11 protein-coding genes and 1 tRNA gene are annotated in these 13,128 nt (G+C 54.3%); 7 read left to right on the top strand and 5 right to left on the bottom strand.

The features are described 5' to 3' along the window. The 5 genes from VKV18_RS05240 to VKV18_RS05220 form a co-directional block, all read right to left on the bottom strand. Nucleotides 1-2,116 (bottom strand): right-handed parallel beta-helix repeat-containing protein (locus tag VKV18_RS05240; RefSeq protein WP_324203172.1); only part of this gene is annotated, 2,116 nt, incomplete at its 3' end. A 146-nt stretch (nucleotides 2,117-2,262) separates the two neighbouring features. Then, nucleotides 2,263-2,336: transfer RNA gene (locus VKV18_RS05235), tRNA-Met, on the bottom strand. Between the two features lie 65 nt (nucleotides 2,337-2,401). Beyond that, nucleotides 2,402-2,977 (bottom strand): formylmethanofuran dehydrogenase subunit E family protein, encoded by a 576-nt coding sequence (locus VKV18_RS05230; RefSeq protein ID WP_324203171.1) that lies wholly within the window; start codon nucleotides 2,975-2,977, stop codon nucleotides 2,402-2,404. Between the two features lie 168 nt (nucleotides 2,978-3,145). Then, on the bottom strand, nucleotides 3,146-5,122 hold the full coding sequence (locus tag VKV18_RS05225) for an EAL domain-containing protein (RefSeq protein ID WP_324203170.1): 1,977 nt from the start codon (nucleotides 5,120-5,122) through the stop codon (nucleotides 3,146-3,148). After that, nucleotides 5,119-5,682, bottom strand: a complete 564-nt coding sequence (locus VKV18_RS05220; RefSeq protein ID WP_324203169.1) for a heme NO-binding domain-containing protein — start codon at nucleotides 5,680-5,682, stop codon at nucleotides 5,119-5,121. The genes VKV18_RS05225 and VKV18_RS05220 overlap by 4 nt, the downstream gene beginning before the upstream one ends. 272 nt (nucleotides 5,683-5,954) lie before the next feature. Between VKV18_RS05220 and gspE the strand changes: the two genes are divergently transcribed. The 7 genes from gspE to VKV18_RS05185 are packed head-to-tail and all read left to right on the top strand — an operon-like array spanning nucleotide 5,955 to nucleotide 13,100. Beyond that, nucleotides 5,955-7,658: a type II secretion system ATPase GspE gene (gene gspE, locus VKV18_RS05215; protein WP_324203168.1), complete on the top strand. Its 1,704-nt coding sequence runs from the start codon at nucleotides 5,955-5,957 to the stop codon at nucleotides 7,656-7,658. 5 nt (nucleotides 7,659-7,663) lie between these two features. Next, a complete protein-coding gene (locus tag VKV18_RS05210; protein ID WP_324203167.1) occupies nucleotides 7,664-8,911 on the top strand; it encodes a type II secretion system F family protein in 1,248 nt (415 codons plus the stop codon). 31 nt (nucleotides 8,912-8,942) lie between these two features. After that, entirely contained in the window at nucleotides 8,943-9,371 is a 429-nt protein-coding gene (gene gspG, locus VKV18_RS05205) for a type II secretion system major pseudopilin GspG (RefSeq protein WP_324203166.1), read from the top strand. A 9-nt stretch (nucleotides 9,372-9,380) separates the two neighbouring features. Then, nucleotides 9,381-9,926, top strand: coding sequence for a prepilin-type N-terminal cleavage/methylation domain-containing protein (locus tag VKV18_RS05200; protein WP_324203173.1), 546 nt, complete (start codon nucleotides 9,381-9,383; stop codon nucleotides 9,924-9,926). 2 nt (nucleotides 9,927-9,928) lie between these two features. Next, nucleotides 9,929-10,348, top strand: a complete 420-nt coding sequence (locus tag VKV18_RS05195; protein ID WP_324203165.1) for a type IV pilus modification PilV family protein — start codon at nucleotides 9,929-9,931, stop codon at nucleotides 10,346-10,348. Further along, nucleotides 10,345-11,265, top strand: a complete 921-nt coding sequence (locus tag VKV18_RS05190) for a type II secretion system protein (RefSeq protein ID WP_324203164.1) — start codon at nucleotides 10,345-10,347, stop codon at nucleotides 11,263-11,265. The genes VKV18_RS05195 and VKV18_RS05190 overlap by 4 nt, the downstream gene beginning before the upstream one ends. Continuing rightward, the gene (locus VKV18_RS05185; RefSeq protein WP_324203163.1) at nucleotides 11,262-13,100 is read left to right on the top strand and encodes a helix-hairpin-helix domain-containing protein; all 1,839 of its coding nucleotides are present in this window, start codon (nucleotides 11,262-11,264) and stop codon (nucleotides 13,098-13,100) included. Before VKV18_RS05190 ends, VKV18_RS05185 begins: the two co-directional genes overlap by 4 nt. The last annotated feature ends 28 nt before the right edge of the window (nucleotides 13,101-13,128 follow it).

The raw sequence follows: 13,128 nt of genomic DNA, 5'->3' as shown, positions 1-13,128 counted from the left end.
TAAAGCCTTTCGGCCCTATTTGGTTGAATGGGATAGGTCGGAAGCCCATATGGAGAGCGGGAGAACGAGGCAGGAGTTCAAAACCCCGTTTTTCGGGGGCCAGAGGGTCTAAAAAGCCCGGATCGGTGGTCACCAAATTGTCTTGAACGGTGACGATGTGGTCGTTCATGCCGTCGAGCCACCGAATCCAGGTGCCACCCGCACAGATGTTGTGGATGATGGTGTTGTATTTCGGCACGGCCGGGTCGTCCTGCAGGATGTTGGCCAGGTGTGGGTAGGCAATGCTGTAGGGGGGCTGGTTATAGTGAACGGCTTCAAGGCGTGAAATGAGGATGGGGTCTTTACCGTTAAACCAGTCCTTTGCCCAACTGAGGCCGCGCGCATCTACATGAATGGCGGGGTCGCAATCGAGAAAGAGATTGTTATCTATGGTGTTATCGCGTCCACCGCCGATCATCACGGCACAGCCGGCATGGAAGAAGATATTTCCGTAGACGGTGGTGCCGCTGGCGCAGTCATCGAGATAGACCGATTGAACTCCCTCAAAGGCGTTTGCCCGTTGAATGTGGGGTTCAATGTTGTGGAAGTAGTTATAGCGAACGGTGTTCCCCCGCATGCTGAGGTCGCGTCCCATATAGAAGGCTCCGGCGTCGCCGGTATCGAGACAGACGTCGTGAATATCGTTGAACTCGATGAGGTGGTTATTGCCGGAGAGCAAGATGGCATTATGAGGGGCATTGTAGATGGCGTTATAGGCAATGAGGTTGCCAACTCCATCTATATTGACGCCGGCGCGGTAGGTGAAGTCCCAACGGTTGTAGTCGTGGATGGTGCATCCGATCACAAAGTTGCCCCCCGGAGTGAGCGTTTGACGGTCGCCACCACCTAGAAACACGCCTCCGCTGCCGGTGTTGTAGATGGCACACTCTTCAATGCCGTTATGAGACCCACTTTGGCGATTAAGGAGTGTATTTGCATAGATAGCATTCTGGTAATTCTGCGTATCATCTCCGATGCTTACGGCGTATTCTCCGAAATTGCGGAGAGTGCAATGGATTAGGAGGTTGTGGTCTCCACCCACTATCTGCACACCGCAGCCGCGTCCGCACTCAATGGTGAGGCCATCTAAAATCACATGAGAGGCGTCGGTTAGAGTGATGAGCGGAGTTGTGAGAATCGAAACCTCCGTATCCCCTTTGTGGATAGGGTCGGGCGGCCAGAAATAGAGAATGCCGGTATCCCGGTCGAGGTAGTACTCACCCGGCACGGCAAGCTCTTCGAGGATATTCAACGCATACCAGCGTGAACCAATCTGATAGCCGTAGACGCCGTGAGGCGGGACGGTGTGGATGAGGTGCTTCGCCGTATCAATGGAGGCGATTTTTTCGTAGCTATCGGCCCAGTCGAACGTCCAGTAGCCGTGTACCCATACGTCCTGATCGTTGCTCCAGCGTGATGGCTCGTCGCCCTCATAACCAAACTCACCGCCTTGAGGGCCGGCCGGAGTGGCGGTGATCGTCGCATAGCCGTGGAGGGGCCATCGGGCGAGCTGCATCGGCTCTCCACGAAAGAACAGCTCCAACGGAGCGGGAACGATAGGTAGACCAAAACCGCGTCGGGTTAGCTGCCCAAAGTCCTGAATGCCTTGGCTGCGTAGATCACATTGAAGCACATGACCACGCGCGGCTTCAGGCAAACGCTCAAGAATATGGGGGTCGGTTACCGGTTGCCAATGCGAGATAAGCTTCCCACCGGTAATGGAGACGGTCTGCCGGTGCCAGGCGGCATAGCGAATTGGCGCTTGGGCGGTTCCTCCATCTTCCGATGTAAGGGCAAAAGTTTGGTGCAGTTCATAGCGACCCCCTTCTAGCCATATGGTAACACCTTCTTTTAGGGTAGGGTGCTCCTTTTTGAAAGCGCGTACGGCCTGCTGTGCTCGCCCAAGTGTCGCGAAAGGCCCATCTGTATGAGCACGATTGGGATAAGGAAGGTGGCCTGACCAGTTGTCGTTTCCGTTGGGTGCCACATAGAGGTTCATCGCCGCCAAGCAGGCTGTGGAGGTGAGTACGAGCAAAAGACTGAGGCTGCCGATAGGAAGTATTTTTAGCATCGCCATAAGGCCCTCTCACGTGGTGTTTTTATTTGGGTTCGACATCGAAGAGGGGATTCCTGCCAACGCGAAGAGCGGAGGATTGAAGCGAAGTTGGTCGAATCAAACGAATTCACGGAGCCTGCCTTAGGGCAAGCTCCGTTCAGGAAAGGGAGCGGGGGCCAGATTCGAACTGGCGACCTTCGGGTTATGAGCCCGACGAGCTACCAGGCTGCTCCACCCCGCAGCGTCGCTTTAAATATGGCACACTGGAGGCGGATTTGTCAAGGAGATACGGTTTTGGCATCGGCCTTAAGGTTGTACCTTGGCATGTGCTGTGGGGTGCGATTTGGATGGTGGGGTTTTTGTGGATTTGGTAGGACGTAGAAGCGTTACTTGATAGAGAGAACTCGGATTGGCTTTCATGACGGCCCAATAGCGTTTCAGGGGGCTAAACCGATTGCATCGGTCGAGAAATGCCTGTGCCGATGCCGGGATGACGTAGCGTAGCGTTTGTTTAGTTCGTATGTCGGTGATTGTGGCGATTCCAAAGACAGGCTGATCGGCCCGCGCAGAAAGCACGTGGAGTGTGCCCCGCCCCGGAGTGGCGACGGTTGCCAGCATAATGCCGTCGGCAACGCAAGGACAGGGCGCTTTAAGACCCGATTGGTAGGTTACCTCCACCTCGGTGCGTCGGGCATGCAGGCGACGGAGAGCATCTAAGCCGATGCGTATGCCGAGGGCCACGTAGGAGCCGAACGCCCCGTGGACACGCTGACCGAGAGCCACCCATTCTTGGGGCGTTTCTGCCTGTGCAGAAAACGGTTTTATGCACAGGCCTACGCAGAGCAGGATGGCTCCGAATGACAATATAAAGCGGATTTTCATCTCCATTTTCCTCTCAAAGCTTGTCGGTAAAGCCTATAGGAGATTACTTGCTAAACTCTTCCTTGTCAACCGACTTGAAAAAGGGTTCTGCGTGAGGGGGAGTTCTTTTAGTTAAATGCCAGGAGGTGAGAGTGAAATTTCACTCCCACCCTTCAGATACCTGCCTCGCTAAGCCGCTCGGGGTAAAGAGTTGCTAGCCTGATCGTTAAGGAAGTCTTCAAAAGCCTGTGCGGTAAGTGGTTTGCTATAGAGATAGCCTTGTATGGTGTGACAGCGGTGCTCTAAGAGGAACTGCTGCTGTTGGGGAACTTCCACTCCCTCTGCAACGACGTGAAGTTGCAGATTGCGAGCCATATGAATAATCGTCTCCACAATCGCTGCGTTGCGCGGATCTGTTTGCAAACCTTGAATGAAGGACTTATCAATCTTCACCGTATCAACGGGGAGAAGAGAGAGCGAGCTGAGTGAAGAGTAGCCGGTTCCAAAATCATCTAGAGAAAGATGTACCCCAAGCCTTTTGAGCGCCTGCAATATTTGCATAGTGCGCTCCATATTTGATATCGCAACGCTTTCGGTTATCTCCAAATCTAGGAGGTTGGGATCGAGCTGAGTCTCTACCAAGATTTTCTTTATTTCATCTACGAGGTCAGCCTGCTGGAACTGGCGCAGCGATAGGTTTACAGAGACCCGAAGTTGGTGTCCCTTTGAATGCCACAGGTGGGCGTGGTGACACGCGGTACGTAGCACCCAAGCTCCTAGGGGGATAATCAGACCGGTTTCTTCTGCCAACGGAATAAATTCATGGGGTGGAATTATCCCTAGATTGGGGTGTTGCCAGCGGACAAGTGCCTCCATTCCAATGATTTTACCGGTGAGAGTATCTACTTGCGGTTGATAATAGACAGAAAATTCGTGGTTCGCCAAAGCCTTTCGCAAATTTGTTTCGAGTTGTAGAGTCGCCTGAGCTTGAGTGGCGAGCTGAGGGGTAAACATCTCATAGCAGTTACGTCCCCGTTGCTTGGCCTTATAGAGGGCTAAATCGGCATTTTTTAGCAGTGTTTCCGCATCGGTACCGGCATAGGGATACGCGCTAGCACCAATACTAAAGGTGACAAAGACTTCTTGTTCGTCTATTCGAAACGGAGGTTGCATGGCTGATAGGATGCGGTTAGCGACGTCATGAATATCCTCAAGGCCGCTGACTTCGGGCAATAGAACCACAAACTCGTCACCGCCAGACCGAGATACGGTATCGCCTTCACGGACGCACCCAACAAGGCGAGAAGCGACTTGTCGGAGGAGTTCATCGCCGTTGTGGTGCCCCATACTATCATTAATAACTTTGAAACGATCCAAGTCAAGAAAAAGAACCCCCATTTCGCGTTTATGACGGGCGCATTGTGCTAGTGAGATGTGTAGTCTATCTTGAAAGAGGCGACGGTTTGGAAGACCCGTTAATGTGTCATGATATGCCAAGTGTTGTATGTTTTGGGTAGCGAGCTCGCGCTCTACAACACGGCCAAGCTGGGTGGCAATATGTTGTGTAAGCTCCATAAGCTTCGGGTCTGGGACGCTGGTGTCACCGTAGAAAAACTCGAGAATCGCATGGCATTTGCCTGCCACATGAACCGGAAAGGCAAAGCCCGATCGAAAACCATGGCGAAGGATAAGGCAGGCACGAGGACACTTCGTACACTGAGATATATCCGAGACCCAGAAGGGCTTGCCGGTTGCTAAAACCTGTCCCGGTAAGCCTACTCCGATCTCTAGCGGAGACCTTTGTACGCTATCACAAAAGTCTTTATAATATTCTGGATTAGGAACATGCAGATACCAGATTGAAGAAGAGATTAGCTGGTCGCTATTTTGGATATCGGGTAGGTAGACATGCCCCACAGGCCAATCCATATGTTGGCACATTAAAAGCAGAGTTTTTTCGAGTGCACCAGCAAACGACTTAGCCTCGTTTGCCGTAATGGCCACGTTTTGAAGAAGTTCAATCTCTTTTTGCTTTTGGTAAAGCTGTCTCAACCCGTTCTCCGCGATGGTTTCTGCTTCTCTACGCGCGAGGCGCTCTCGCTCTAGCCTTTTTTGAAGTCGCTCGATCTGCTGTTGCGCTTCTAATAGGGTTAGCATTGTCGTCATTTTTCCTTCCCGTTAGCAGAGGTGGTGTTGAAAACGACTTGAAGAACACAATTCGAATCGCCCCGGTGCATGCAGACGAGGTGTTGAAGGTCAATTGTCTCGCCGAAATACTCCGCAGTGCCTTCGATAAGGCCTTGGGCGAAGGCGCAAAGCTTTCTTGGAGATGAGTATGTGATGATGAGTTTGTTGGACGAGCTTGTGTCAAACTCAAAGACGGGAACTTGAGCACCAGGGTAGAGCTTTCGAACTTCAGGATGGATAATAGTATTTAATGCTAAGATAAAAGAGCGTGTATTGTTGTGAGCGGAAAAAAACTCTGGATGGGCGGCTGCCATAAGCGGGATAGATTTTTGACCGAAAAATCGAATGACCTCGTGGGGTGATATGTGCAGGATTTTGGAGGCTGCACAAACGATCTGGAATAGCTCATCATCAGGGTAATTGCCAAGAGTGGTATAAACACCGTGTACCTGGCTTTCCTCTAAAATATCGTCCCATGTATCTTCGCCAAACTGACTACATACGACGCTTTCGAGGAGATTAAATACGATTCCTTTCATGGGATATCCTTTCATTAGTGTGTTGTTTACTCGGTCTGTGTCATGACGCCATAGGCTTTATTCATAGCCTAAATCTGGAGAAGGTATGTAAGTATCGGTATGGATGTGAATGTCCTTGAGGGCATTATGCGAAGACACCCCTATCCACGTTCACGGCTTCATCCGCTAAGTTGAAAAATGACCGAAACTCGTGAAGGACTTGTGCGTCAAATATGACGGTTGAATTGCGTGTGTGCGTCTGTAGGGTGTGAAAAAGAAAGAGGAGCACGACCTTGTTAAAGTTAAAACGGGCCCTTTTGGGCACCTTATTGGTGGAAGAGGGAGCCATTACTCCAGACCAGCTCAATATGGCTTTAACCGAACAGCAGCGCGGGGAGAGCCGTAGGCGGATTGGAGAGATACTCGTCTCGATGCGGGCGATCTCAGAGGCCCGGTTGCTTGAAACGCTTTCACGTCAACTCGAAGTGCCCCTGGTAGATTTGAACCAAGAGCCACCCGACCAAGAAGTTTTGAAGATGGTTCCTAGCGAGTTTGCTATCCGTCACCTGCTCATTCCCATTCGGCGCAACGAGGAGAGGCTTGTGGTGGCGATGGCCGATCCGCTAGATATTCAGGCCATTGACGATCTCCATCTGCTTACCGGTCTCGACATTGCCCCCATGCTGGCCTCGGCTACCGACATACGCCGCGTGTGTGAGCAGAGTTACATGTCGCGCATGATACAGGGCGTTGAGGAGGCCGAGCGCGCCGTTACCGAAGACGAGGAGAGCCTGGATATCGCCGACCTCCAAAAGATGGCGAAGGAAGAGTTCGTCATCCAGATGGTGAACCTGATCATTAACCAGGCCATTCAGGATGGGGCTTCCGATATCCATATCGAGCCGTTTGAGCGCATGTTGCGCGTGCGCTATCGTATTGATGGCGTGCTTCATGAGGTGAATGCGCCGCCGCGTCGCTTCCACGCAGCCATTGTAAGCCGAATCAAGATTCTTTCAGATATGGACATTGCCGAGCGGCGGTTACCTCAAGATGGGCGTATGCGCATTCGCAGCGGGGGACGCCAAATTGATATCCGCGTCTCCTCGGTTCCCACCGTATATGGCGAGTCGGTGGTTATGCGCATTTTGGACAAGCAGACGGCTATGTTAGGCCTTACCGAATTGGGCATGAACCAACAGATGTTTTCCACATTTCGGCGGCTCATCCAGGAACCCCATGGCATTATTTTGGTGACCGGCCCTACAGGCTCTGGAAAAACAACCACTCTCTATGCGGCGCTAAGCGAGATTTATAGCATCGAGAAAAAGATCATTACAGTCGAAGACCCGGTGGAGTACCAGCTTTCGGGTATTAACCAGATACAGGTGCAGCCGCAGATCGGGTTAACGTTTGCCAATGGGTTGCGCAGCATTGTGCGACAAGACCCCGATGTCATTATGGTTGGGGAGATTCGCGATAGAGAAACAGCGGAGATCGCCATTCAGGCGGCACTTACGGGCCATCTCGTCTTCTCCACCCTACATACCAACGATGCCGCCGGTGCCGTCAGCCGCCTGCTCGATATTGGTGCGGAGCCTTACTTGGTGGCCTCATCTCTCATCGGTGTTTTAGCGCAACGGCTTGTACGTATAAACTGTGAGCGCTGCCGGGAGCCTTACGAGGAGAAGGCCGTTGCCCTGCGAGAGATCGGAATAGAGCCGGAGCAGGCGCACCTTTTGATGAAAGGGCGTGGATGCCCGGAGTGTCGTGGGGTGGGCTTTCGAGGCCGAAGTGGCATCTTCGAGATGCTGACGGTGGACGAGGAGATACGGGGGATGATCACGCGGCATGAGCCATCGAACCAGATCAAACAGTATGCCCAGCGGCATCGGGGCATGACCACGATGCTTCAAGACGGCCGGGAAAAGGTGTTACAGGGACTTACCACGGTGCAAGAGGTACTTCGTGTGTGCCAGAGGGAGGAGTTTAGCATTTAGCCGCCATGCCAGAGTTCACGTATGAGGCACGCGACCGCAGCGGTCGCCTAACAACGGGGGTTATCAATGCGCAGGACCTTCAGGATGCCGCGGTGAAGGTGCGGGCTTTGGGGGTCTACCCCACCCGCATACTCACCGGCCAGCAAGCGGCGAACGGGGCGATGGCCAAGAAAAAGGAGGCGAAGGCCACGGTCTCCTCGACATCAGAAGGGAAAAAGCGCATTGGTCGCACCCAGATTCTGCTTTTCACACGAGAGATGGCAGACCTGCTCGATGCCGGTTTGCCGATGGATAGGGCTTTCTCCACGCTGATCGAACAGATGGAGAGCGAGGCCATTCGCCCCATGCTGCAGTCTATGCAGGCTGATATCCGCGCCGGCCAGCCTCTGTCTGAGGCGTTGAGCAAGTTTCCGCGAGAGTTCTCTACGCTCTACATCAACATGGTGCGAGCCGGCGAGGTTTCCGGCCAACTGCCCGAAGTGATGAAACGTCTCGCCGATTTTATGGAGAAGGAGCAGACTCGCCGTAGCCAGATTGCGGCGGCGCTGACCTACCCGGCCGTGTTGATAACGGTGGCCGTAGGGGCGGTGACCTTTCTGTTGACCTTCGTGGTGCCTAAACTCTCCGGCATCTTTCACGATATGGGCAGCGCCTTGCCTTTGCCCACCGTCATTCTCCTGAGTCTCTCCGGCTTCATCGGGCACTATTGGCTGGGCATTGTTCTTGGGATCGCGCTTGCGCTTTTTCTCCTAAGGCGCTGGCTGCGTACCGAGACGGGGAAGCGCCGACTGGATGCGTTTCTCCTGGAGATGCCCCTGTTCGGAACGTTGAATCGGAAAGTGGTTGCCTCTCGCTTGGCAAGAACGCTGGGCACCTTGTTGGCCGGCGGGGTACCGATCCTCGAAGCCATGAGCATCACCGCCTCAGCGCTCGGCAATGAGGTGGCCGCCGAATCGGTGTTGAATGCCCGTGGGCATGTGCGACAAGGCGAGACGCTGCACGCCGCGTTGGAAAAAAGCGGCGATTTTCTGCCCGTGGTGCTGCACATGACGGCGGTTGGGGAGGAGACCGGCAGACTGCCGAGCATGTTGCTGCGGACGGCGGAAACGTTGGATTTCGAGGTAGATAATACCATGCGGCGATTAACCAGTCTGGTAGAACCTCTGGTGGTCTTGCTGATGGGCGCTTTCATCGGGTTCATCGTGTTGTCTATTCTCTTACCGATATTTAAAGCCAATACTCTCGTAAAATAGTTATAACTTTTTAGATAAGGAGATAGTCTGTATGAGTCAACGAGCTAAAGAGATACGACGCGCCTTTACGCTGATCGAGATTCTCGTCGTGGTAGTGATTCTGGCGATCTTGGCCGCGATCGTGGTGCCAAACGTCATTAGCCGCATAAAGGACGCCAAGATTTCGGCAGCAATTGCCGACATTAAGGCCTTCGACAATGCCATTGACCAGTATAAGCTGGATATGGGCACGGTACCACCGAACTTAGATGCGCTGATCACACCACCTAGCCCCCGTGGCAAATGGAATGGGCCTTACTTAAAGAATATTGACCATATCCCGCTCGATCCGTGGGGCAATCCCTATATTTACAAAGTCCCCGGAAGCAACGGGCGTGAGTACGATCTCTATTCTGCCGGGCCGGATGGGCAACCGGGGACAGCCGATGACATTCAGGACTGGAACCTGAAAGGGCAATAGCGCTTGAGAGTGGGCAAAAGAGGCTTTACGCTTATTGAACTGCTCACGGTGATCCTGATCATCGCGATTGCGGCCGGGATCGTCGTGCCGGCTTACGATAGGTTCTACGCCAAGCGGCAGTTCGATGAGAAGGTAAGCCAGGTCGAGTCTCTTTTTGCTTACGCCCATCGCCAGGCCATCGCGCTCGATGAGACGGTTGCCGTGCAGTGGGACCCAGCACACAACGCCTTCTTACTGCTGGTTCCCCTGCCGCCGCCGTCTACCGACACCCCTGTAGCTCTGCAACAGGATGTGACGTCGCAACCTATGCCTCAAAGCCAGCCGGTGGAGTTGGGCGACAACATACGGGTACTAAGCTTTACACCGATGCAACCATCGGTAACGCCAAACATGCTCGGAGGGTTAACACAGGTGAACTTCTACGGCGATGGCACGTGTGACGGGGCGCAGTTGAGTTTGGTGAGCGCTCAGGGATATGAGGCCGATCTCCTGCTGCAGCCGGCAACAAGCCAGATGGAATCTCTTAACGCAAGCCCTGGTACTCAAGGACAGTAGCGATGCGAGCGTCTCATGGTTTTACTTTGGTGGAGATGATCGTGGCCACATTGCTGCTAGCTATAGGAGTGACGGCGGCGTTGGGCGCTATCTCGGCAAGCGTGCAGTTAGCATCGAGGGCGGAACATCTGCAAACGGCCGCCATGCTCGCTCAGGAGAAGCTCGCCGAGCTAGAGCTGCAGTCGGCTAGTCTTAGTGCAGGGACGCAAAAAGGAGATTTCAGCCCTCAGTACCCCGACTATCGGTGGACGGAAGAGGTAGACCCAACCCAGTACCCTGATCTTTTCAAGGTGACGGTTCATATTGAATGGGGAGACCCAAACCAGCCGGTAGGTAGGGACTTTGTGACCTATCTGCGCGCGCAACAGCAGAATGGAACCTCTCCTTCGACAACCACATCGAGTGGACTTACCGGGCAATGACTAGGCAACAGCAAGGCTTTACCCTGATCGAGGCGCTTGTGGCCCTCATCATCTTCGGCATCATTACCGCCGCATTAGGTGTGGCGCTCTCCACATCTATACGTGCCGAGATTACCCTGCAGAATCACCAACAAGATGCGGAGGTAGCGCGTGCGGTATTTCATTTTCTGCAGCAGGACTTGGAGGCGGCTTTTCCTGCCGCCAACAACGCCGTCTCTCTTTTTGTTGGTAACGGTGCCCCAAGCTCGGTGCAGTTGCCGAATAGCCTGCTCTATTTAAGCACCTTAACCGGAAGGATACAGACCGCTGACCCCAATCTCGACCCGGTACTCGCCCTAAATGCCAACATAATGGCAAATAGCGCAAATACCACCGCAGCGACGAATAGTTGGACACCCCAATGGGATTGTGCCTTGGTGCGTTACTGGCTAGATACCACTACCGGCGAGTTGCACCGAACTGTGGTGAATGTGCCTAACCTGCAGCTTTTTGCCCAAACGAACCTCAGCGTTCCCGATGTGATCGCCAATAACGTTATCTCCATGCAGTTGCAGTTTTGGGACCCGAACCAACAGACCTGGCGTGACAGCTGGGATTTCGAGCAACCCAACTGGCAGCAGCAGATGCAGCAACTAACCCAGCAGAGTGGGCAAGGGCAGAGTGGTCAGAACCAGAATGCGACGACCACCACCAGTAGCGCTACTACTGGGGATATGCAGTTGCCATCGGCGGTGCAGGTAACGTTGGTGATTCAAGGTAGCGACGGCAACCCGGATACATTTATCACCACGATCCCCATTGAGGTACTGCAGCCACCCCTGCCCAACACGCCGGTGAATAGCAGTAGCTCATCTAGCTCGCAAAACGGCTCCGGTGCGAGCGGTACGAATGAGATGAGTACAGGAGGGGGGCAATGAGAGCGCATCGCGGTCAGGCGCTGATTCCCGTTCTACTGGCCATGCTGCTGCTGGTGGCCGTAGCCGTTACCCTCGCGGCACGGGCACATGATCAAGCTAGAGCGAGCGCCAATTTCGTTGAGCAGGTCGAGGACTACTATGCGGCCAAAGGCGCTTTGAACTATGCCATTAGCTCCCTAGAGCAGACGAGCAACAATGGGGCGACCTATGGAGTGGTACAACCCGATCCGTCGGCCGATCAAAACGGCTGGTGGCAAATAGGTGACTTGTGGGTAAAGGTGATGGCGGTAGATACGGCCTCACGCATCAACATCAATCAAGTTGACCTCAATACACTAGAGCAATTGCCGGTCTTTGCCCAAAACCCTGATTTAGCCCAGGCGATCATTGACTGGCGTACGGCTGCCACAACAACAAATGCTCAGCCGACGAGCGACCAAAGCACACAACAGCAAGGGGGAACGGAGAACTATGAGAGTTTGCCAACCCCTTATGACAATAAAGGGGCTCCCTTCGATACCGTTGGAGAGCTTTTACTGGTGCAAGGAATGACCCCTTCCATTCTCTACGGCACCGTCGCTGGCACCCCTGCTGCTGCCGGGCAGACTCTTAGTAACACCACCACAAACAGTTTGAGCACGAGTTCCAGCACCATATCGAGTCGGAGTGTTGTGGGGCGGTACGGGAACGCGGTAAAGACTCGGCAGTCTTTGCTAGGGGGTGGGGCTGCCAACGGAGGAGGAACGGCCGGTGGAACCAATACCGGTGGGGCCAACAACGGCACGACCGGGGAAGATTTCAGCGATATTTATCAGAACAGCACGTTGCCGCTGGCCCAGCTTTTTACCACCGTTTCGCGTGAGCTGAACGTGGCGTCTGATGGAACCCAGCGCATTAACATCAACACGGCATCGGAGCAAGACCTGGAGCAGCAGCTAAATATCCCTGCCAATATTGCCCAAGCTATCGTCAACTATCGGCAAGGTGGCGGGGGGGCTGCCGGAGGAAACGGGGGTGGTGCTGCGGGGGCAGGCGCTGCGGCGAATGCTACAAGTCATAGGCAAGCTCGACCCGGAGGAGGTGGTGGCCCTCGCCCAGGTGGTGCAGGTGGTGGTGGTCCGCGGCCTGGAGGTGCGGGTGGTGGCCCGGGCGGCGGCCCTCGTCCTGGGGGCGTAGGTGGTGGACCCGGGGGAAACGGGGGTAATGGAGGCGGACCACGCCCTGGAGGTGGTCCAGGGGGTGGAGGGTCTCCTCGCCCCGGTGGAGGCCCAGAAGGTGGCGGAGCAGCTGGCGGTGGAGGCGGGCAGTTCACCTCAATAGGCGATCTCTTGAAAGTGCAGGGGGTAACAACCGCGTTGATGCAGCAGATCGCCGATAAGATAACGGTAGATAATAATACCTATCGCGAAAATGTCGTGGATGTAAACACCGCTCCACCGGAGGTGTTGGCCATGGTGCCTGGCATGAGCCGCGATCTGTTAAACGCCATTGTGCAATATCGTCAGAGTGGCCAGGCCTTTCAAGGGCTAGGCGACCTATTTAGCCTGCAGGTGAGCAATGATGAGTTGGAAAACGCCATCGGCTCGCTATCAACCAAAGGAGCGGACTATATTATCCATATTCTTGTGCGGAGGCAGGGTAGCCCTAGGGTCTACGCCGTGTCGGCGTTGGTGGAGTTCACCCCAAACGGGCCTCAAGTACTGCAGTGGCGCGAGGTGCAGAGGGCGCCTGGGTGGTACCAGTGGAATGCTCCGCCTGTGTTGCCGCTACCATCGCCTAGTTCGAGCAGCACATCCGGCACGAATATGGGGACTTATAGCAGTGGAGGGCAGTAAGTGGTGAAGGAGTGCATGAGGAGTTGAA

The sequence above is a fragment of the Chthonomonas sp. genome (assembly GCF_035294505.1).
Classification (GTDB): Bacteria; Armatimonadota; Chthonomonadetes; order Chthonomonadales; family Chthonomonadaceae; genus Chthonomonas.
The sequence above is the reverse complement of the archived record's forward strand: the minus strand, read 5'-3'. Positions and strand labels throughout refer to the sequence as shown.

What these genes read in the sequence shown, in the direction of transcription:
- VKV18_RS05230 (WP_324203171.1), bottom strand. Translation starts at nt 2,977, where the DNA reads ATGAAAATCCGCTTTATATTGTCATTCGGAGCCATCCTGCTCTGCGTA.
- VKV18_RS05225 (WP_324203170.1), bottom strand. Translation starts at nt 5,122, where the DNA reads ATGACGACAATGCTAACCCTATTAGAAGCGCAACAGCAGATCGAGCGA.
- VKV18_RS05220 (WP_324203169.1), bottom strand. Translation starts at nt 5,682, where the DNA reads ATGAAAGGAATCGTATTTAATCTCCTCGAAAGCGTCGTATGTAGTCAG.
- VKV18_RS05210 (WP_324203167.1), top strand. Translation starts at nt 7,664, where the DNA reads ATGCCAGAGTTCACGTATGAGGCACGCGACCGCAGCGGTCGCCTAACA.
- gspG (WP_324203166.1), top strand. Translation starts at nt 8,943, where the DNA reads ATGAGTCAACGAGCTAAAGAGATACGACGCGCCTTTACGCTGATCGAG.
- VKV18_RS05195 (WP_324203165.1), top strand. Translation starts at nt 9,929, where the DNA reads ATGCGAGCGTCTCATGGTTTTACTTTGGTGGAGATGATCGTGGCCACA.
- VKV18_RS05190 (WP_324203164.1), top strand. Translation starts at nt 10,345, where the DNA reads ATGACTAGGCAACAGCAAGGCTTTACCCTGATCGAGGCGCTTGTGGCC.
- VKV18_RS05185 (WP_324203163.1), top strand. Translation starts at nt 11,262, where the DNA reads ATGAGAGCGCATCGCGGTCAGGCGCTGATTCCCGTTCTACTGGCCATG.